This is a genomic window from Paenibacillus sp. FSL R10-2771, from assembly GCF_038000205.1.
Lineage (GTDB): Bacteria > Bacillota > Bacilli > Paenibacillales > Paenibacillaceae > Paenibacillus_AQ > Paenibacillus_AQ phytohabitans.
On record NZ_JBBOBM010000001.1, the window covers coordinates 4,970,806 to 4,992,993 of the forward strand.

Genomic DNA, 22,188 nt, shown 5'->3' on the forward strand with positions numbered 1-22,188 from the left:
TAGTGGGTTCCTGTCCATTGTAGCAAGGAGGCTGCGGGAAGCGTAACCAATATCATGACCACTTTGCCGTTATTGTGTCAACAATTCTCACCTTTAGATCCAGAAACCCATCTATTCCTCACTCCAGGAATGGCGGTCCAGCGAGTTGCGGTATTCGACCGGAGTACAGCCGGTATACTTTTTGAACAGGAGATGAAAATACTGCCTGCTGCTAATGCCCACATAATCGGCAATCTCCGCGACTGGAATCTCACTCTGCCCAAGCAGCATCCGGGCCTTCTCCATTCGCAGCCTGTTCAAGTAATCGGTTAAGGTCTGGCCGGTATGTGTCCTGAAGATCCGCTGCAGATAACCCGGGTGGACATTCACAGTGAGCGCAACTTCCTTGACTTGAATACTCCGGTCATAGTTCTGGTGCAGGAACTCTACCGCGCGCCGTACATAGAGCTGTGAGGGCTGCTGGCTGGCCGGCAGCGATTCCCGCCGCAGTCTGGACAGACGCAGCAGCAATTCCGAGAACAGCAGCTGAACCATACTGTTTCCGCTCTTGCCCTGCTGATCCAGCTCCAGCACCAATGCCTTTAGTACATGAAACACCTCTTCCTGGTCTGACAGCACCAGACTATCGAAGGGACTCTGCAGCAAATCCGCCAGCGTCTCCTCCTCCCGGGCCAGCCTGCCTACCGAGGGGGCTACACCGACGTACTCTGTGAATGCGAACTCCACATTCAGCATCCGGCAGGAGGACCCGTCTTCGACGATCAGCCTGTGCGGAACGCCCGCATCCAGGAGAATCATTTCTCCCCGCTTCAGCCGGAAGGGGGTATGGCCTCCCGATTCATCCCGCACCTCGACCACACAGCTGCCTGAGATGAGATACATAATTTCGGTGGAATTATGCTGATGGTAGGCCATTGTGTAGTTGCTCCACTGCTTGTAATAGTAGGCCAGGAATCGCGGGCTGTAATCCCCGTCAAGCAAGGCCTGCTGAAAAAGACTTCCGTTCAACTCCGGCATCCCGCATGCCTCCTTCGCCAGTATTCATAGCACAAGTGTATCCCTTGAGCTCCGCCAGGACAAGAAGCTGGCCGAAGTCCAATACTGGAATAAATATCTTTATAAGTTAATCATTTCTTGTATGTAAATTAGAATTCCAGGTGAGGATCACATAGATTCAGAGCTCCCTCCTCGCAGATAATCAAAATTTTTTCAGTACTCTCTATTCGCGTTAATGTTGTAAGTATTACAACTTTAGTTCATATAGCCGGGAGTTGTCCGGAGTATTGTTGTATGAAATACAAGAATTGGTTCATTAATTCGATTGGATTAGATAAAATGCTGTATTTAATACAATATTTTTCCATTCTTGCTAATTTGATGAGGAGATTGTTGTATTTCGTGCAGGATTTTCGCTTATTTTTTATGTGCAGCAGAGAGAAGAACGCAGAATAAACAAGAGCAAAGGCACGAAGCGCTCCACTCTTGTTTTCAATAATCCTATCTAAGTGTCTATCCCTACCCTTGTTTTCGATCATCAATGAAGTTTAGTCAGAACATCATTCACCACGCTATACACTCCGCCGCCCTCCGCCATTTCCAGCGCTCCGTTCAACAGGTAGATCCCTGTTTCTTCATCGATCCCGTAATTCGGAAGCTCACCGAACGTACGGACGGCGGTTCTTAAATGATCTTCGTCATCCCACTGGGTAAAATGTACGGACAGCAGCAGCTCAGGGATCAGATTCAAGCCCTTGCGGTGATCAAACAACCTGCTCTCATTATCCTTAGCGGAAATAATACATAGTTCAGGGCTGATTAAAGCTCCCGCCGAGAACCCCGCAACCGGAACGCCGGACTCATACCTCCGTTTAATAGCGCCGCCGATCGCGGTATCTACAATATAATCGGCATACAGGTCCGTATCCCCGCCTCCGATGATAATGCCCGAGCAGGTCTCTATGCTCTGAACAACAACATCCGCAGGTGTAGCGGGCAGCGGCAGATAACGGAACTCTGTTAACCCTGCATCAGCCAGCGGACGCGTATAGACCGGCACGTAATCTTCCCAGCTCTCCCCACGCTCCACGAATAATACAACAACAGGACCTGCGCCTACACCCACTTTACCTTTAAACTTTCTTGCCAGATCCGGCGTAAACGGCGGGCCCCCGCCATTCAGAAATAAGTGCTTATCCATGACATCACCTTCGGTTTTTTACAGACAACTATAACGACAAGTGTAAGTTCTGGCAATAGTACTTCACTTTATCAACTACACACCGGCTTATCCCTGAAAAGAAACCATCGACTGCTTCAGCTTCTCCGCTAACACCTCCAGCTTGCCTGACAGAGCCACCAGCTCCTCGCTCACTATGAATTGCTGTGAAGACATCGAGGCCACCTCCTCCGTTGAGGCACTGGTCTGCTGCACGACCGAGATTACGCTCGCCATGGATTGCCCCAGCTGCTGCCGGTAACCGGTCAGCTCCTTAACAGCCGCCGAAGACTGGCTTAGATAACCGCTGAACACTTCCATCTCCGCCCGCACACTTTCAAAGATAAGCGAAGATTCCCGGACCGAGGTTATCTGCCCGCTGAACAGCGGTGCTGCTTCACTCACTACCTTAACCGTGTTCTCGATATGGCCGCTGATCTCCTCCGTAATTCTGGAGACAGACGCAATTGACTGGCTGGATTGGTTAGCCAGTCCCCTGATCTCATCGGCAATGACATTAAAGCCCCTCCCCGCAGCCCCCGCACGTACAGCTTCAATAGAAGCATTAAGAGCCAGAATATTCGTCTGCTTGTTCATGGCAATCATCGGGGAGAGAATGCTGCGGATCAGCACCATGCTGTCACGCAGCATGGCCGAGTTCTCCTGAATCAGATTCATCATGTTCAGGGCAGATTCGCTTTGATCCACCAGCTTCTTCATCAGCTCCGCTCCCTGATCGCTTACCGCCATGACCTTTCCTGCGGAATCAGCCATGACTGCATTCGTCCCCGCTACTTCGTCCGTCTTGTCTCCCATCAGCTCCACCTTGCGGTTGCTGCTCTCCGCTTCTGCCGCCAGGCTGGCTGCCCCGCCGGCGATCTCGCCGGTTGCGGCAGCCACTTCCCTGGCATGAGTACGGGTCGCACCCGAAGCAAGCACCAATTGCTCGGACGTGGCCAGCACCGCCGCCGCCGAACTGCTGCTCTGGCCGGCCAGCCGGGAGATCTGCTCCATCATCCGGTTGAAGCTGTGTCCCAGCCGCCCGATCTCATCCTGGCCCTTGAAGTTCGTCCGCACCTGCAGATTCCCCTGTTCGCCTTCCTCCATCAGCCGGGCCAGCTTGCCGAGCGGGCGGCCGATCAGCCGCACCAGCACATAACCAATCACCAGCGCAATCACAGCCGCAGCCAGCACAACCAGCAGTGTAATATAGAGCAGCCGGTCTGCCGATTTAGTGAAATCACTCACCGGCGCATAACCCAGCAGTGTCCAGTCAGCTGTCACCAGCGGCTGATAGACGACAAGCTGTGAGCTGCCCTGCTCATCAGCCGCAGTGAAGGATTGCTTCTGCCCTTCAACCCCGGTATCCGCTGCCTGTATGTAAGAAGGCTGTCCGAGCAGCCCGTTATCCGCCCCGTACACAATATTGCCGGCCCTGTCAAGGATGCGGATCTCCCCGGCAAGTCCGATATGCAGATTGGATAATACATCGGTCAGAGCTTTACCCTTCAGCTCAATCAGCATATAATACTCCGCTGCCGGGTTCTGGATATTCCGCAGCAGACGGCCCATTGTCATAGAGGACTCACTGTAAGCATCGAAGAAGCCTTTGGCCCGTGCGGGGAACCAGACGGGGTTGCCTTTGCCGTTATCGATCGCCTTCATGCGGGCAAGAACGCCTTCATCACTGCGCACACCACTGATGCCTGTTGATTTGTAGGATTCAGCATCCACCATGCTTCTTGCGACCAGCCGGACGCCCAGCAGGCGCTCATCGGAGCCCCGGACGGAATCCAGCTTACGGCGGATCCGGTCTTCAGCTGCCACCTTGGCTACCGTTCCGGCACCGGGATTATGGATGGTCTCCATATCTGATTTTAGTGCAGAGTCTACGGCGAATTGTCTTGAAAGCGCTTCATATTCAGCAAACAGGAAGTCCAGCTTGTCCGCCGCCTGCACAATAGACTGTGAGGATGCCGCTGCTACCTCGTTGGTAATGATTCTTTTAGCAGCATAATAGGAGGTTAAGCCCAGCACAGAGGACAATAGCACAATTGTACAGAACAGAATCACAAATAATTTGACGCCAACCGATCTGAAGTTTAATTTCCGCTGCCGTTTCATTCCGCTCTCCCCTTATTTGTTCGGTAAAAAATACAGGTGCAGCCCTTCGTTGACTGCATAAAGGCCGCACCTGTTATTCATAATGAGATCAGCATTTCTTATTATCCTAATTCCATAAAGGCTTACCCCTTGCTCGCCCCTGCGGTCAGACCATCAACAAGCAGGCGCTGCAGGAAGCCGAACAGAATCATTATCGGTACAGAGATCAATACTGCACCCGCTGCGAACAGCGTGAAGTTGGAATTCTGCATCGTATTGACCATATCCCACATTCCGACCGCGACGGTCCAGTTCTCCTTGGTCCGCAGAATCAGCTTGGCGAAGATGAAGTCCACCCATGGGCCGACAAACTGGGTCAGTGCCATATAAGTGATCATCGGGCGGGACAGCGGCAGGATAATCCGTGTGAAAATCCCGAAGTTACTCGCCCCGTCAATCCGCGCGGCTTCATCCAGCGAACGCGGAATCGTATCCAGGAAGCCTTTGGCAATCAAGGTCCCTCCGAGCGGTGCTCCGGCAGCGTACACGATAATCAATGCCAGATGGGTATCCAGCAGATTGAACTCCTTCAGCAGCAGATAGATTGCAATCATACTCATGAAGCCCGGGAACATCCCGAGGATCAGCAGGGTTGACATGGTCGTCTTGCGGCTTTTGAACCGGAACCGGGATAAGGCGTAACTGGTCAAAAGCGTCAGCACCACGCCGATCAGCATGGAGAACACGGCAATCTTGAGCGTATTTGCGTACCAGGTTCCGAACATATAGACCGGTGAAGTGAACAACTCTTTGTAATGAGCCAGTGTAAAATGGTCGGGAATCAGCGTTTTGCTGTATAGGGATTTGCCCGGACGGAAGGATGCCAGAAGAATCCAGAGTGCCGGATAGATCGCAGCAATCGCCAGGATAACCAGAATGATGTAGCTGAGGCCCAAACGAATAAAGCCCGTAAGCTTGCGTCCGATGATCATTGAATCATATCCTCCTCTTTGAATGATTTGGTCCGGCGGTAATTATACAGGGAGAACCCGGCAACAATGATGAAGAGTATAATGCCTATTGCAGAAGCCATATTATTCTTATTCTGATCCAGCGTCAGCTTATACAGCCACGTTACCAGCAGGTCCGTTGACCCGGCATACTGATAGTCACCTTTCACCGGACTGCCTCCGGTCAGCAGGTAGATCGCGTTGAAATTGTTGATATTTCCGGCAAATTGCATAATCAGCGTTGGCGCGGTAGAGAACAGAATCATCGGCAGGGTGACAATCCGGAACTTCTGATAATTCGTAGCCCCGTCCACTTCGGCTGCTTCATACATATCCCGCGGGATTGTGGTCAGCACGCCCATGATGAGCAGCATAGATACCGGAATACCGACCCACATGTTGACGATGATAACCGTGACCTTCGCCCAGAACGGATCCGTCAGCCACGGTAGTCCGCCAAGTCCGAAGTATTTGAGATATTGGTTAATCGGGCCGAACTGCCCGTTGAACAGGTTGCGCATCAGCAGGAGGGAGATCATCTGCGGGACGGCGTAAGGGACGATCAGAATCATTCTCCACAGTCCCTTGAAGCGGATCCCCTTTTGATTGATCAGCAGGGCAACGAGCATCCCGCCGAAGTAAGTAGTTACAGTCGATAGAACCGCCCAGATAATTGTCCAGGTAAGTACTCCATAAAAGGTCTGGCTCCAGGATTTCAGCACCAGCAGGTTACGGAAGGTTTCAAAGCCTACCCAGTCCACCAGCCTGGCCGGCGGGATGTGATCGGGTGCGGCGTAGTTAGTGAAGGCCAGCATGATCATAAAAATAATCGGCATGATGGTAAAGAACAAAATACCGATACCCGGAAGCAGCAAAAAGCTCTGGGCAAATTTGTAATCCAGAATATAGCGTACGGATTGCTTGAATGTATTCGATGGACGACCGGTTTCGCGTTCTGCTCCGATTTTAAGGGCATCCCTAATATTCATGTACCAGACAATCAGGAATAAAACCAAGAACAGCAGGGTAATTAGACTTTCAATCAGAATGACGATGGAATGATCACCGGGAACCATTTTTGCGATGCCCTTAACCTTCTCAAGGCGGCTTGGAGATTCCCCGAGTGTGGTGATGCCCCAGAAGGCCCTGCCCAAATTGGTAATGAAATAGAATAGTGCGGCTGCTTCTACAGCTATGAAAATAAGTCCTTTGATGAATTGGCGGTTATATATTTGTCCCAATCCCATAAAAATGGCCGACAGTACTGCGGCTCTAGCTTTGTATCGCTGCATTTCCCTTCCGTTCTCCTCTCCGCGCGGAATTCAGGAAACTGCCCGCCGCGAGCTATGCGGCGGGCGATTTGATTCCACTGTGTGCTGATGGTTGTTTGTTGCCTCAAGGGCAGCTGATGATTACACTGCCGGAGAGCTGATTTTACTGGGCAGATGCCCCGTTATTCAAATCCTTAATTTGTTCTACTGCTTTGTCCATAGCTGCCTTAGGATCTGCGTTGTTATCCCAAATTTCAGGAAGTGCCGCATTTACCGGGCTCCATACGTTACCCATTTCAGGAATCGAAGGCATTGGCTGGGAGTTCTTGGCCTGTTCAGCAAAAGCGGATATGAACGGGTCGCCGGTGATTTGCGCATCCTGCAGCGCTTCGTTGTTCGTAGGCACGGAACCGACCAATTTGTTCAATGTCAGCTGAGCGTCTTTGCCGGAAGCAAAGCGGGCATACAATTTAGCCGCATTCGGATACTGACTATAAGCGTTGACTCCGAAAATTTTAATCCCGGAGAAAGTAATTGCCGTTTTGCCGTCGATGGTAGGAATCGGAGCAATTCCGAGGTTGTCGCCCAGAGCTTCTTTATAACCGGCAAGCTCCCAAGGTCCAGTGATATCCATGGCCACATCGCCAGTGTTGAACAAGCTGCGCTTGATGTCCGGGTTAATGTCGCCGCTCTTAATCGGCAATATTTCTTTCAGCTTTACAAATTCACTCAGACCTTTGATCGCGCCTTCATTGTTCAGACCGATATCGTCTTTATCCGTACCGTCTTTGCCGAACAGGTAACCGCCGGTTGTAGCGATGAACGGATAGTTGAAGTACATGTTGCCGACTTCCCACATAATTCCGTATCTGTTCTTGGCTTTATCAGTGAACGTTTTACTGAAGGCAATCACGTCATCGAAGGATTTAGGTGCTTCTTTGACCAGGGATTTGTTGTAGAACAGGGCATAGGTTTCTGCCGCTCTCGGATAACCATACAGTTCACCCTCATAGGACGAGCCTACGATGGATGCTTCTGTGTTCTCAGCTTTGGTCTGCTCACCGAAAATATCGTTTGGAAGCAGCAGGCTCGCGCTTGCAGCCTTACCCAGATTATCGTGAGGAATGAGGACAACGTCTGCAGCCAGACCTGACGGGCCATCTTGTGTCAGCTTGCCGACCTGATCGGGCGGTGCTACCTCTTCAATTTTGATGGGAACGTTGTACTGCGCGGTGAACTGCTTGGCGATTTCTTCAGCAAATGCTCTTTCTTCTTTACTCTCCCAGATCACCAGTGATGCGCCGTCTTCAGGTACAATCTCATCTGTTGCCGGAGCATTCCCGCCGTTTGTACCAGCGTTGTCTGTTGCTGCTGCATTATTCGCAGGAGCATTGGTTGCTGCTGCATTTCCCCCGTTATTGTTGTTTGAGCCGCACGCCGTAATCGACATTGCCATAGAGAACGATGCGGTGAGAACCATGAGTTTTTTCAAATTCATTGCTTTTAACCCCTCCCGATTTGTATATCACTTGATTTGAACATGATGCCTCCGACTTTGCGCAAACGATTTCAGAAGACTCAAAAAAAATTCAAGTTTTGCAGATTGACCCTTCCTTATGTGCTCCGCCAAGTTTTAGAAAGCGCTTCATTCCTGAATTCATAATACATCAGCGGGCAAGATTGTTAAAACGTTTGCACAGAGTGTATTTAAGCAAATTCAATGATTTTATGTATATGATTTGTTATTTCCTTCTAATTTCACAGGATTTCTTCAAATATCTCTGTATATCTTATTAATAAAATTTACAAACCGCATTTTTTGCTGTATTTTAGCGAATTATGTAATTTAATTTCCATATAATCTCATTTTCCAGGCTTTGGAAATCGGTTTCCTGCCTGTCGGTATTTGTGCAAATGTTTGTACAAACATATTGAACCTCAATTTATTCCATGCTATAATCCAAAACATTAAGAACGCCCCTGTTCTTCACATAATCCAAAGGCAATGTTACTTCAATTGGGTACAACCTCGGACAAGCTACCCGGCGCCGGTTGTGCCTGTTTGGTATGCGCAGAATCTGAATGATTAGTGCGATTGTGGCACAGCTGCTGTGCTAATCATGCACTTGCCAGATATAGGACTGTGTTTGTAAAATGCTTGCTTCCGGAGCCAGCGCTGGTTTGCCCGGTGTTATTCAGGGGTGTTTGGTTCACTAAACCTTAGGAGGAATTAGTATGTTGTTAGAAGCTGTGTATCATCGTCCGCGCCTCAATTGGTCTTATGCCTACGATCATGAAACGATCCACCTGCGTCTGCGTGCCAAGAAAGGGGATTTAACCGAGGTATTCGCCTGGGCCGGGGACAAGTACGCCTGGGACAACACCAAGGAGTTGATTCCTATGACTCTTTTCACTTCGGATGCGATGTTCGATTACTGGGAGTGCGAGTCCGTCCCCCTTTACCGCCGGTTGAAGTACGGCTTCCTGCTGCAAAAGGGCCATGAGCGCATCTGGATGACCGAAAGCGATTTCCAAACCGAACGTCCCGCCAATCCAAACCGGCTGTTTGAGTTCCCTTATATCAACCGCGGTGACGTGTTCATTCCTCCTGCGTGGGTGAAGGATGCTGTCTTCTATCAGATCTTCCCTGAACGTTTCGCGAACGGCGATTCCAGTCTGAATCCGGACAATGTACAGCCATGGGGCGGCACTCCTAAGCCTGACAACTTCTTCGGCGGTGATCTGCAGGGGGTCATTGACCATCTGGATCATCTTACTGAGCTGGGTATCACGGGCATCTATTTCACACCAATCTTCACAGCTACCACCAACCATAAATATGACACGGAAGACTACATGCAGGTTGATCCGCATTTCGGGGATGTGAAGACGCTGAAAAGGCTGGTCGACGCCTGCCATGAACGCGGTATCCGTGTGCTGCTTGACGCTGTATTCAATCATGCCGGACGTACCTTCGCCCCGTTCGTGGATGTGCTGGAGAAAGGGGAAGCCTCCGCTTATAAAGACTGGTTCCATGTCCGCGAGTTCCCGCTTCAGGTAGTGGATAACATTCCGAATTATGACGCTTTTGCCTTTGAGCCGCTGATGCCGAAGCTGAATACGGAGAATCCTGAGGTTAAGGAATATTTGCTGAAAGTCGCTGAGTATTGGATCCGGGAGGTCGGCATCGACGGCTGGCGCCTGGATGTGGCCAACGAGGTCGATCATGAATTCTGGCGCGACTTCCGCAAGGTGTTGAAGCGTGCGAATCCCGAGGCTTATATTCTAGGTGAGATCTGGCATGAATCCGCGCCATGGCTGGAAGGAGACAAGTTCGATGCAGTGATGAACTACCCGTTCACGGATGCGGTGCTCGACTTCTTCGTGTATGGCAAGCTCGATGCGGAGGGCTTCGCCAACTCCATCGGCAAACAGCTGTCGCGCTACCCGCTGCAGGCCAGCGAGGTTGCCTTCAACCTGCTGGACAGCCACGACACCCCCCGTTTGCTGACGCTCGCGGATGGGGACAAGAATAAGCTGAAGCTGGCTGCGCTGTTCCAGTTCACCTTCATGGGAACTCCCTGCATTTATTACGGGGATGAGATCGGCATGGATGGTGAAGGCGATCCGGACTGCCGCAAGTGCATGGAGTGGAATCCGGCGATGCAGGACCGCAGCCTGTTCAATTATTACCGCAAGCTGATCGAGATCCGCAGCAGCCATCCGGCACTGCGCACAGGAAGCTTCACGTTCCTGGAAGCCGGACCCGGGGGCACCAAGCTGGCTTATGAACGCAGCCTGGGCGATGATCTTATTCTCGTGCTGATCAATACTGAGGAGACCGCGCAGACCTTCCGGGCAGACGTACAGGAACGCTCCTGGAAGAACCTGTTCACCGGCGAACCGCTCCGTGCGGAACGCGGCAAGCTGTCGCTCAAGCTTCCGGCTTACGGTTATGCAGTACTGCAGGCTAATATGGCCTAGCCTCCGTCTCAGGAGCTCCATTCATTGGATTGAGTTATATTCCAGGCAAAGCAAACAGGGTATTCCGCAGCCGTTATGGCTTGCGGAATACCCTGTTTATGTTCTGATCTGATTCGTTGCGCGTGCTATTTGCCGAGCAGCTTGTAAATCACCTGCGCACTCTCTGCACGGGTTAACTGTCCTTGCGGCGCAAAGAGATGATGGTCTCTGCCTTGCACAAGTTTAAGCTCTACGGCAGCATTCACATAAGCATGTGCCCATTCACTGATACTGGAGGCATCCGCGAATAAGACCTGGCCTGTTGAGGATGCCAGAACCTTGCCCTGTTTGAACTCCAGAGCACGGATAATCATCACCGCCATTTCCTCACGGCTGATTGTAGCATCCGGGGCAAAGGCAGTGCTGCTGCGCCCGTTAACAATGCCTGATTGGACGGCAGCGGCTACATAAGAGGAGTACCAGGCATCCGCCCGGACATCAGCGAATAACACTCTCCCTTCCCCTGACAGTCCGAGTGCACGCATCAGCAATGCTGTAAACTCCGCACGCGTCACGTTTCTTGCAGGTTCAAATTCAGCAGCCGATACTCCTGTTGCCACCTGTTTGGCTGCAAGTGATTTAATGGCAGCAGAAGCCCAGTGGGTATCAGGCACATCCTTGAACACTGTATTTATCTGAAGTGCTGCATACTTGCTGAAATGTGTAACTGCAGCAGTAAGTGAACCATCCGCTTGCGCTGCGCCCCCAATATACTTCGGCTCACCGTTATCTCCCAGATAGAACACACCTGTCCATTCCTTAACCGGGTTGCCCTGAAGCTTAAGCGTCAAAGTAACCAGCTGCTTGAACGTTGTAACAGGCAGGCTGGTCCCGTCTTTTTTGATAATCTGCAGTTTAAGGTCGTATACCCCGGAAACAGCAGTAGCAGCCGTGTTCTCCTTACTGAATCTCTTGACTGCATCCTGCGCTGCAGCTTCGCTAAGCGGAGTCAGCTCCAGCAGGATATGTGAACTGTCCGCATCCGCACCTGTAACCATGGCCTGAATATCAGCCAGCACAGCATTCGGGATTGTAACGGACAGCACCTCCGAGTGAATAACCAGCCCGTTATTCCCCAGCAGCTTAGCTGCCTGGACCGGCAGCAGCACGGAAGTCTTGCCCTGATCCAGACTGAGTTCTACTCTGCCATCCTTGCCATTTCGAAGATCCTGCCCACTTATAATCTGTGTACCTGCCGGAACTGCCGTTGGCCCTGGCGTTGGTGTTGGCTTTACCGTTGGCTTTACAACGGAACTAGTTTCGGATTCTGCCGCTGGTGTTGGCGTTGGTGTCAGTGTTGGCAGTACTACAACTGTCTCCGCCGCCAGAATCACGGTACCTCCGTCATCTCTGCCCGGCAGATCAATCGTAATCTTCCGGTCAGCCGATACCTTATACAGCTTACCGCTGTACTCATCTCTTACAGAAGACAATGCCGCAAAAGGCACGGGGATTTCTGCACTCAGACCTTCCTTCTTCGTGTTGATTACCGTAACCACGTTATCGTTCCCGTATTGCTTGTTGAAGGCCAGATATCCCAGATCATCGGAGCCCGCAAGCTTGGTGCGGATACCTTTGGCATATAGCTGCGAATATTCCGCCCTAATGTTCAGCAGCTTCTGATAATGATCATGAAGTCCCTGCTCTGCAGTAAGCTGATCCCAAGGCATATCGCCCCGGTTTTCGCTGAACTCGCCACTTGCCATATCCCCGGCATTTTTACCGGACCGGCCCAGCTCTTCCCCATAGTAAATCACCGGCTGGCCCTTGGCCGTGATCTGCAGCGCGGCAGCGATCTTGAGCTTACCCTTGTCCCCGTCAACGTAGTCCGAGAGGAAACCATCCTCATCATGGCTGCTGAGGAATTGTGCCATCACCCCGGTATTGCTGATCTTCGCTTCGCGCTCCTGCAGATAAGCATCCACAGCATTAATGGTGCCGTCTGCGAACAGCTTGGCCTGATCATTAAAGCTAAAATCAAGCAAACCGTCCATTTGCCCGCTCTGCAGCATGCCGCCGTCATTATCGGCGGTTCCGCCGAAGTATTCGCCGACCATTTTGAAGCCCGGATCTATAGCCGTCAGCGCATTTTTAAATGCTTTCCAGGTTGCGCTCTCCACATGTTTGACCGTATCAACGCGGAAATAGTCGATTGTATCTCCCCGCTCTGTCCGGGCATTATCCAGCCAGCCTGTCTGCCAGGCAATGATCTGCTTGCGTACCGCAGGATCTTCCGTCTTGAAGTCCGGCAATCCGCTGAGCTCGCCTTTGATGACATCCGTATCGGCTTGAACGCCGTCCGTACGCAGCATTCCCGCAAAACGCGCTTTGTCCTCTACAGCCACCTGCGGATTGACGTCATCCTCCTTCAACCCGTAGCCTGTATGATTAAGCACTACATCGACCATAATCTTGATGCCCTTGTCATGCGCCTTCTCGATCAGCTCCTTGAAGGTCTCCATGTCCCCAAGATGCTCATCAAGCTTAGTGAAATCCTTGGCCCAATACCCGTGATAAGCATATTGTTTGCCGCCAAAGCTTAACCCCTGGTTGAAATCAATATTGTCTACAACCGGCGTGATCCAGAGCGTGTTGATGCCCAGCTCCTGCAGATAATCAAGCTTGCCGATCATCCCCCTGAAATCGCCGCCATGATAGGCTTCAAGATGTGCCTTGTCCACATTCTCATTGTTGTCAGGGTCACCGTCCTTGAAGCGGTCGGTCAGTGCGAAATAGATCCGCGCCTCATCCCAGTCGAAATCAAGCTTGGAACCGCTGTAGGTTCTGGCTTTCACCTCGATTTCAGCAGACTGTCTGTGCAGATTGCCATACTGGTCTACAAGCACGATTGGAATGCTTTTGATACCCGCCGGCACGTTATCCTTCACTGCTACGGTCTGCTGCATAAGCTCTGTATCGAATTTGACCTTGGCTGGTCCTCCCAGAGCGGTAAGATCCAGATAAGCGTCTTTATAGGACACTTCCTCTGTGGAGACAGCCTTCACCGTTACTACAGCATTCTCATTGGAGGTTACAGCCGTCGGATTCACCGTTGCCGTAATGTTAACCTCCGGTTTGTGATAGTACAGGGAGGATTCTCCGCCCACCGTGTTGTGCGGGTCGCTGAACTCGCGGGTCACTCCGTCCTTAGTTACGATGAAGGTATACTTATAAATGCCTTCCTCCAGACCGCTCAGCCGGTAGCTGAACCATTCCTTGGCCGGATCATACTCCATCGGATATTCTTTGCCGTTCACCTTCACTTTAATGTCTGTTATCGCAGACACATCGCCGCCGCGGAACAGCTCGTCATCACGGTAAAGGAAGGTTATGGCTTCATCCTGCATCAGCGGACCGCTGATGCCCGGAGTGATTTCCAGCTCTTTGACCATGCTGGTTACATGGACTTTGGTGAAAGCCTCTCCGGGAGTCAGAGCAATATAGCGGTCATCTGAAATATCCTGCTTATTGTCAGGCCACTCCAGACCTTTTATGAGAACAAAGCCTACCTGGGTTGCGTCTTTGCCTACTTCAATCAGAACCATCGAGCTTGCTGAATCTCCTGCGGGCTCGGGGAGCTTCACCTCACCGTCTGTTGCCCCGGTATACCACAGCCATACACTCCAATCCTTATAAATCCTGTCTTCCCGGGTGTAAGTGAACTGCACATACCGTTTGGTTTCTACTGGCGGGCTGGTTACTTCTACAGTCACATTCGCGGACACGCCGCCATAGGTAATGGTAAGGATCGCTGTTCCAGCCTTAATCCCCTTCACCAGCCCTTTGCTTGTCACTGTGGCTACTTCCGGTTTATCGGATGCATACAGCGCTTTGGCGGTCACTTTGCTTGAAGTGCCATCCGCATATTTGGCCGTGACCACAGTCTGATGCGCGGCCCCTTCCTTCAGCGAATAGCTGGCCTGGTCAGTCTCCAGCAGAGACACTACTGCTGCGGCTGCATCCTTGCGGATAATTACAGATGTGAGCGGGTCGAGGGTGATGGAATCCGCCGTCAGGCTGAATCCGCTCTGGTCCGCAGCAGGAATCGCATCGGTCCCGGCTTCGTCATTGTCGGCAAGCACAGTACCGTCACTCAAATTCTCCGGCAAAGAAAGTGTTCTTGTCTTGCTGTCACCGTTCATGAAGACATAATAGATCCCGGTTCCATCCGTTGCCTTGCTTGTATAACCGATCACCAGATCATCCTTCTGCATTTCAGGTGACTCGATAAGCTTGACATTGGAATTCACGAGACTGATGTCGCCCAGCCGGAAAGCGTTGGTAGACTTTCTGAGCTTAATCAGCCCGGCCGTGTATTCTCTGGTCGCATTCTGCACCGGAAAGTTCACTTCATCCGTTGCTGCGGCCCAGTCGAAAGCATTGACCGCATCCGACGAATCGTAGGAATCGTTGATGAAATAACTGACCGATTGATCAGCCGCATCGCGGACTTCGGTATATTTCTGCTCGGGAATCCCCGTAGCCAACCATTGCTTGGTACGCCCGTACTCCTGACCCGCCTGCAGGAATGCGGTACCCTGCGAAGTCAGCAGCAGCATATTCCCAAGCCTGATCCGCTTCTGGATCTCCAGCTCATTCGCCGCGTTCTGCGGATTCTTATGAAGGGCCAGGGCAATGACATCATGGAGCGTCAGATTATCATGCGCTTCAATGTATTGCACGATATCTCCCGGATCATCTGCCGGAACATTGGAAGGCTGCGCTTTGATATTGTTCAAGATCGTCGTCAAGGGGCGCGCTCCGCCCGTAATGAACCGCGGATCTCCTTCGGAGCCGTATCCGGATTTCAGCTCATTGCGGAATTCATCGGAGAATACGCCGACACTGTCCGTCTTATCCATCCATTTCTGATCAGCAGCCTTGCCTTTGAGGGATGGATCAGAAGCCTCGCCCCCGAAGGTAATCCAGCCTTCCCCGATGAACAGGGCCTTGGGATTAATGGTAGCCGCAGCGTCATAAGCAGCCTGAACCGCATCTGCTGTGGCATCGCCCATCATGTCCCACCGCATCCCGTCGATTTTGTACTCCTGGAACCAGTATTTTACGGAATCGACCATCAGCTTCTCGGCCATCTTATGGCTGGTTGCCAGATTGTTGCCGAAGCCGCCGATGAAGTTGCCCGCCGGGTCCTGGAAGGCATAATAATTAGGCACGATGTCATTCAGTAATTCTTTTTTGGCCATATGGGTGTACACAACATCAAGAATGACGCCCATCCCGGCTTCATGCACCGCATCGATCAAGCCTTTCAGCTCTTTGATCCGCTCTTCCGGATCTGCCGGATTGCGGGAATACGCCCCGTCCGGAGAGAAATAGCTGTGCGGATCATAACCCCAGTTATATTCATTGCCTTGAGCTGAATAGTCCAGCTCCCTGTCTTCCATCCCGGTCTCGTCCCCGTAATACCAGGCCATCACCGGAAGCAGCTGAATGTGGGTGACACCCAGTGATTTGATATAATCCAGCTTCGACTCAAAAGCCGCATAAGACCCCCAGCGTTCCCCGCCGAGACTCGACTGGATAGCCGGATCGGAGGTGAAATCCCTGATATGCGCCTCATAGATAATGGCGTCCTCACGATCCTCATAGCCGGCAATGTCTGCAGCCTGGAAGCCCACGGGATTCGTAGCGCTTAAATCCACAATGGCTGCCTTGCCCAGCGTATCACCGCCTGCACCTGCCTCTCCCGCCGTATTCACGGTGAATACAGCCATGGATTTGGCATAGGGATCAAGCACCTGCTTAGTTACTCCCTCATTGGTCACTTCATACTGGTAATAGAAGTCTCTGACATCCTCTGCGCCGGGTGCACCGGTCAGATCAGCAGGAGTCAGCTCCGCCGTCCAGACTCCTTTGTCACCCAGAGTCAGTCCGGCGCGGCCTACGGTGAGATTAGCGTCAGCTTTATCGTAGACCACCGCAGTTACTGAGCTCGCTTTCGGTGCCCAAAGCTTCAGGGTTGCCGACTTGCCGGCCTTATGGTACGTGGCCCCGAGATCGTCACCTGTGTAATTATATAGCTCATCCATCATTCTCCAGCCGGCGGAAGCGGATACAGTTTTGCCTGCATACGTTACACTCAGCGGGATTTTCTTCAGATCAAATGCACCGGTAGTCACTTCAACCGAAGTTGCGCCAGTAACCGCCACACCTGTAACAGGAACAGAGGCTCCTTCCGAGTCCTTTATAGAAATGGCTGTTTGTAAAGCATCCGCCGTGAGCCCGTCCGTTAACGTAAACCCGAGCCATAGTTTGCTTGCGGACAATATATCTGCGGATAACAGCCCAACCGGTGTCTCGCCAAAAGGTGAAGTATAGACGTTCGGGTCATTCTCCTTCACCCACAGCTGATTGTAACGGTCCAGAAAAGCGAAGCTTTTGTTCTCATTGCCCGCCGGACCGTCTTTGTCTCCGTTTGCAGGCTTCATAACGATGAAACTGATAGTCTTGGCATTCTCCTTCAGCGGAATATCCGCATAGGCTCCGAAGGAATCCCTGTGTTCGGGCGCAAAAGGAGTTGCGTCTTTGGGCCACACATTAGACGGCGTCACCACATCATCCCACAGCCACAGGCCGTATTGGCTCTGATTGTTGTCGGCCCGCATATAATGAATCCGCACTGTATTCGCCGGAAGCTCCACCGGTTCATAAGGGGTTACTTTATTCGAGCCCTCCGTGATCCAGACCTCATTGGTCTGCGGGGTACTGATGATGATGGTCTTATCCCCGTCCTCCATTTCCTTAACCCCGGTAGTCCGGTTTACCACGAGGAACGAGATCGTCTTCGCCCCATCCTTCACAGGCAGATCGACATAAGCGCCGTAGGCATCGGTTTGTCCATCAGGGAAAGGAACGGCATCCTTAGGCCAATTCACGGACGGCGATACAACATTGCCCCATGTCCATAACGCCTGACCGGCATAATCACCGGCAGCACGGTGGTAATGAACTCTTATATGTCCGGCAGGAACAGGCACAGCCGTTCCCGGTTCAGCAGGAACCGTATAATGGGCAGACACAGTGTTGTCCTGCGTTTTATACTTGAATGTTACAGGTAATGCGGAGGGAAGCTTAAGCTCCTGCGCCGTATCCGGATAGGAGACTCCACCCGAAGTGTCAGCGCCCGGAAGATAAATCTGGTACGTATAACTGCCGGCAGGAAGTAAGGCCGTCTGCTCATAGACCCCGTCGAAGTCAGGATCGGTTAGCAGTGTACGGGCATCTGCCGGGGAATCATTGTGTTCGTCTCCAAGCACAGTCTGCAGACTGCCGGTCACCCGGGGTAAACGGTCCGCAGGCACCGGTGAATAATACGTGGAATCTGCAACCGCTTTGGTAATGTCATTATAATAAAAGGTTACACTTGTCTCCTCACTTAATGTAATCTGAATGTTGCCGCCCGCATCTGTCCCGTCAGGATCAGTATAGCTGCCATATCCGTAGTTCTCCGTCCACGCACCGTTAAGGGCCACTTTATATTGATAGGTCCCCTGCGGCAGCATGCCGGTGAAGGTGTACAGACCCTCCCCCCTGTAAGTCATTTGGGTTACGGTCGATTTCTCGTTCCAGTCCGCCGTTTCAGCAGGGTCCAGCCCTGTGAACTTACTCTGCAGGTCACCAACCAGCACAACCTTTGTCGTTTCTGCGCTGACTCTGGGCAGGTTTATGCCAAAGCCCGAGCATACAAGAGCGATAACCATCAAGATTGCAAAAGCCTTTTTTATCCGTAAAGCAAATTCCATTCCGTCAATCCCCCCATGAATGTTATGAACTTCAACCGCATGAACGGCAGAATCCCACTCTCCGGTTGCAGGATGTCTGCTGTAAAGATGGCTTGTCAGGCCCAAGCGACCCCGATCCTCCTTGTCAAATTCCAAAATCGTGCCATCACGCCCTCACACCATCACACCATCACACCATCACACCATCACGCCCTCAATTCGCCCTTCCCATTGTGCAAACGTTTGCAATCATTTGTGCACAAACCCTTATCCATTGACTCAGGGCAGCGACATAAATATTCTGCATAAAACCGGACTTTGTAAACGCTTGCTTCATTTCGATTTCATACTAATCCGCCGGTAAAGTTATTGTCAACTAGTAATTTTCCAGAATATTCTCAAATATTTGCTTATAGTTGCACAATAATTAAGTCATTAATTGCATTAATTTGCACACTTCATAATCATCCACATGCTTTCGTTAATAACAAAAAAGCTGAGAAAGTCTAAATAAATCCTTATTTTATAAAGGAATATTGAAAATAAATTAGATATATCATCATCTGCATCAATCTAACAACGTTTGCACAGTTTTGGTGCAATGTCCGGGATGCCTCCAAACTGCCTCCCCCCACGGAAACCACTCCATTCATAAACATCCAGTGAATCCCTGTGGAAAGCTTGTGGCCTGCGCAGAAAAAATGTTCATTTCATCACTTTCTATGCCAGTATTGTGCAACACACCGGGTTTATCTATTTACAATCATCAGCACTTCGATTAATATTACTGTGTAAAGCAAACGGTTCCATAAGGAGGTTTCTATGACAGTTACCATTAAGGACGTGGCCAAGAAAGCGGGAGTTTCTCCCTCCACGGTCTCCCGGGTGTTGTCAGGCCATCCCAGAATCAGCCTAGAAACTTCCCGTAAGGTTAAAGTGATTATGGAGGAAATGGGCTACACCCCGAACATGATGGCCAAAAGTCTCGTTTCCAAGACAACCAACAGTATTTGCATCATTCTTCCGAAACCGGCTGAAGAGCTGTTCTCCAATTTGTTTTTTATGGAATTAATCCGCGGGATCGTCACCCAGTCCAGCCGTTCCGGCTATGATGTGCTGATCAGCTCCGGGGCAAATGAGAAGGAAGAGCTTGAAGCCGTCTCACGCTTGCTCAAAGGACGCCGCGTGGACGGCGTTATTCTGCTGTATTCCCGTAAAGATGATGCGGTGATCGATTTTCTGGAATCAGGCGGCTATCCCTTCGTGCTGGTTGGACGAAGCGACCGCTATGAGGATATATTGTCAGTCGACAATGATAATATCATGGCTGCTTATGATGCAACGAACCACCTTATTTCCATGGGTCATGAACGCATTGGCTTCGTCAGCGGCCCGCCGAATCTTATCGTTTCGCGCGACCGTCTGGAAGGCTACCGTAAGGCAATGCAGAATAAAGGTCTTGAAATGAAGGCGGAATGGATTGTCGAAGGCGAGTTTCTGCAGGACAGCGGCTACCGGGCGATGTCCTTCTTCATGAATCTTCCGAACCGTCCGACGGCACTTGTTGCGGTGGATGATATGGTCTCTTTCGGGGTATTGCGCGGACTGAATGAGCTGAAATACAAGGTCCCTGAGGATCTGGCGATTGTCAGCTTTAACAATATTCCGCTCTCGGAATTGTCCAGCCCGCCAATCAGCAGCATTGATATCGGAATCTATCATCTGGGCTATACGGCCTCACAGGTGCTGATTCAGAGTATTCAGAAGCCGGATAATCATGACGGATATACTAACCGTTTTGTCATTCCCCACCGTTTAATCGTACGGGAGTCATCGATGTATACTCCGGGTAAGCAATGATGCACAAGCAGCAGTGATTTTACATGCAGATAAATGAAGCTAATTACGCTTCATTTATTTTTTGGAGCTTTGTACAAACGTTTGCGCTAAATAGAATCGCACCACATTTGGATAGGATTTTCCGCCCTAGCCAAGCTTTAGCCCACGCCGGGAGCGCTGAGGGTGTTTCGCAGATGGATTGTTGTACGTAGTGCAACAATTCCACCTTCCGAGGGCGTTTTGCAGACAAATTGTTGTACTTTATGCAACATTTCCGCCCAACTGGAGCGTTTTGCAGACGGATTGTTGTACTTAGTGCAACATTTCCGTCCAACTAGAGCGTTTCGCTGACGGATTGTTGTACTTTATGCAACATTTCCCTATTTAACCAACTTTTCTTTTGGATTGTTGTACGTAGTACAACAATTCTGCCAGCCGGAGGCGCTCGCCCGAGGATTGTTGTACTTTATGCAACATTTCCGCCCAACTGGAGCGTTTCGCTGACGAATTGTTGTATCTGGTGCAGCATTTCCGCAATTTAACCAACTTTTCTTTTGGATTGTTGTACGTAGTACAACAATTTTGCCAGCCGGAGGCGCTCAGCCGAGGATTGTTGTACACAGTGCAACATTTCCGCCCACCAATGACGTTTTGCAGACGAATTGTTGTATCTGGTGCAGCATTTCCGCAATTTAACCAACTTTTCTTTTGAATTGTTGTACGTGGTACAACAATTCTGCTAGCCGTAGGCGCTCAGCCGAGGATTGTTGTACTTTATGCAACACTACCGCCCAACTGGAGCGTTTCGCTGACGAATTGTTGTATCTGGTGCAGCATTTCCGCAATTCAACCAACTTTTCTTTTGGATTGTTGTACGTAATACAACAATCCTGCCAGACGGAGGCGCTCCACCGATGATTGTTGTACGTAGTGCAGCATTCCCACCCATTTATTGTGACGCGCCCATTCGGCGCGATTCTCAAAATAGATTATATCCACTTACATTTTAGGAGGTTCATTATGTCAGAAATCAAAGCTTGCCTGTTCGATCTGGACGGTGTACTCGTCGACACCGCCAGATACCACTATATTGCCTGGAGAGAGCTGGCGGAAGAGCTCGGATTCGTCTTCACCGAACACGATAATGAGCGGCTCAAAGGCGTCAGCCGGGCCGCTTCCCTGAATATCCTGCTGGAGATCGGCGGTATCGAGCCTGGAGAAGATGAGAAAGCAAGACTAGCCGAGCAGAAGAACAACCGCTATGTCGAATACATCGCCAAGATGGACAGCTCAGAGATTCTGCCCGGCGCGCTGGACTTCCTGAAGGAATGCCGGGAACACGGCATCAAGGTAGCCCTGGGCTCCGCCAGCAAGAATGCGATGACCATCCTGAACAATACCGGCTTGACCCCCTACTTCGATGCGATCATTGACGGCACGCACACCAGCGCAGCCAAACCTGATCCGGAGGTCTTCCTGCTGGGAGCACAGGCAGTCAATATCGCTCCTGAACACTGCGTAGTCTTCGAGGATGCCGAAGCCGGCGTCCTGGCCGCCACCCGTGCGGGCATGCGCAGCGTCGGCATCGGTTCGCCCGAGACGCTGGGCGCAGCGAATCTGGTGGTCCCTTCTTTGCAGCAGATCAGCGTTGCTGCACTCCGGGAATCTTTTGCTGCCATTTGACGAATATTAACAGCTGCTGCGTAATATGATTCCTTGTCTTCTGCCCTACTCTTTATAAAAGAACTGAAAATGGTCATTAAAATTATGGGGATGAAGCCGCGGAGCGGAAGTTTGGAACTGTAGGAGCGTTAGCGTCCGCCTTTATAATCAGATTTCATCAGCTGAATATCGCTTACTAATAGAGAAATCTGATTATAACAGCGGCCGGAAGTCCAAACATTCCGCGCAGTGGCGACGGAGGCACCGTAATTTTAGTACAACAGGTTTAGTTCATTTTATATACCTCATTCCCCCACCTAAAA

Annotated in this window: 10 protein-coding genes; 3 read left to right on the forward strand and 7 right to left on the reverse strand. The window is 51.0% G+C overall.

Annotated elements, in window-relative coordinates; translation table 11 throughout:
* Positions 1-111: 111 nt before the first annotated feature.
* The 6 genes from NSU14_RS21330 to NSU14_RS21355 form a co-directional block, all read right to left on the reverse strand.
* Positions 112-1,008: an AraC family transcriptional regulator gene (locus tag NSU14_RS21330; protein WP_340948973.1), complete on the reverse strand. Its 897-nt coding sequence runs from the start codon at positions 1,006-1,008 to the stop codon at positions 112-114.
* A gap of 526 nt (positions 1,009-1,534) precedes the next feature.
* Positions 1,535-2,197: a Type 1 glutamine amidotransferase-like domain-containing protein gene (locus tag NSU14_RS21335; RefSeq protein WP_340947310.1), complete on the reverse strand. Its 663-nt coding sequence runs from the start codon at positions 2,195-2,197 to the stop codon at positions 1,535-1,537.
* Between the two features lie 87 nt (positions 2,198-2,284).
* Entirely contained in the window at positions 2,285-4,339 is a 2,055-nt protein-coding gene (locus NSU14_RS21340) for a methyl-accepting chemotaxis protein (RefSeq protein ID WP_340947311.1), read from the reverse strand.
* Between the two features lie 122 nt (positions 4,340-4,461).
* Positions 4,462-5,310 (reverse strand): sugar ABC transporter permease, encoded by an 849-nt coding sequence (locus NSU14_RS21345; RefSeq protein WP_042135249.1) that lies wholly within the window; start codon positions 5,308-5,310, stop codon positions 4,462-4,464.
* Entirely contained in the window at positions 5,307-6,620 is a 1,314-nt protein-coding gene (locus tag NSU14_RS21350) for a carbohydrate ABC transporter permease (protein ID WP_042135247.1), read from the reverse strand. The genes NSU14_RS21345 and NSU14_RS21350 overlap by 4 nt, the downstream gene beginning before the upstream one ends.
* Positions 6,621-6,762: 142 nt before the next feature.
* Positions 6,763-8,097, reverse strand: coding sequence for a sugar ABC transporter substrate-binding protein (locus NSU14_RS21355; protein ID WP_042135245.1), 1,335 nt, complete (start codon positions 8,095-8,097; stop codon positions 6,763-6,765).
* Positions 8,098-8,834: 737 nt separating this feature from the next.
* Here NSU14_RS21355 and NSU14_RS21360 point away from each other — a divergent pair.
* Positions 8,835-10,583 carry an alpha-glycosidase gene (locus NSU14_RS21360; RefSeq protein ID WP_340947312.1) on the forward strand — a complete coding sequence of 583 codons (1,749 nt, stop codon included), beginning with the start codon at positions 8,835-8,837 and terminating at the stop codon, positions 10,581-10,583.
* 125 nt (positions 10,584-10,708) lie between these two features.
* Here the strand turns inward: NSU14_RS21360 and NSU14_RS21365 are convergent, their stop codons facing one another.
* On the reverse strand, positions 10,709-18,385 hold the full coding sequence (locus tag NSU14_RS21365; protein WP_340948974.1) for a pullulanase: 7,677 nt from the start codon (positions 18,383-18,385) through the stop codon (positions 10,709-10,711).
* A gap of 801 nt (positions 18,386-19,186) precedes the next feature.
* On the opposite strand from NSU14_RS21365, the gene NSU14_RS21370 reads away from it, so the two are divergent.
* Positions 19,187-20,224, forward strand: a complete 1,038-nt coding sequence (locus tag NSU14_RS21370) for a LacI family DNA-binding transcriptional regulator (protein WP_039307469.1) — start codon at positions 19,187-19,189, stop codon at positions 20,222-20,224.
* A 999-nt stretch (positions 20,225-21,223) separates the two neighbouring features.
* On the forward strand, positions 21,224-21,886 hold the full coding sequence (pgmB, locus tag NSU14_RS21375) for a beta-phosphoglucomutase (RefSeq protein WP_340947313.1): 663 nt from the start codon (positions 21,224-21,226) through the stop codon (positions 21,884-21,886).
* Positions 21,887-22,188 lie beyond the last annotated feature (302 nt).

Bases quoted from the DNA above. Each gene is read 5' to 3' on its own strand.
- NSU14_RS21335 (WP_340947310.1), bottom strand. From the start codon at position 2,197: ATGGATAAGCACTTATTTCTGAATGGCGGGGGCCCGCCGTTTACGCCG.
- NSU14_RS21340 (WP_340947311.1), bottom strand. From the start codon at position 4,339: ATGAAACGGCAGCGGAAATTAAACTTCAGATCGGTTGGCGTCAAATTA.
- NSU14_RS21345 (WP_042135249.1), bottom strand. From the start codon at position 5,310: ATGATCATCGGACGCAAGCTTACGGGCTTTATTCGTTTGGGCCTCAGC.
- NSU14_RS21350 (WP_042135247.1), bottom strand. From the start codon at position 6,620: ATGCAGCGATACAAAGCTAGAGCCGCAGTACTGTCGGCCATTTTTATG.
- NSU14_RS21355 (WP_042135245.1), bottom strand. From the start codon at position 8,097: ATGAATTTGAAAAAACTCATGGTTCTCACCGCATCGTTCTCTATGGCA.
- NSU14_RS21360 (WP_340947312.1), top strand. From the start codon at position 8,835: ATGTTGTTAGAAGCTGTGTATCATCGTCCGCGCCTCAATTGGTCTTAT.
- NSU14_RS21365 (WP_340948974.1), bottom strand. From the start codon at position 18,385: ATGGAATTTGCTTTACGGATAAAAAAGGCTTTTGCAATCTTGATGGTT.
- NSU14_RS21370 (WP_039307469.1), top strand. From the start codon at position 19,187: ATGACAGTTACCATTAAGGACGTGGCCAAGAAAGCGGGAGTTTCTCCC.
- pgmB (WP_340947313.1), top strand. From the start codon at position 21,224: ATGTCAGAAATCAAAGCTTGCCTGTTCGATCTGGACGGTGTACTCGTC.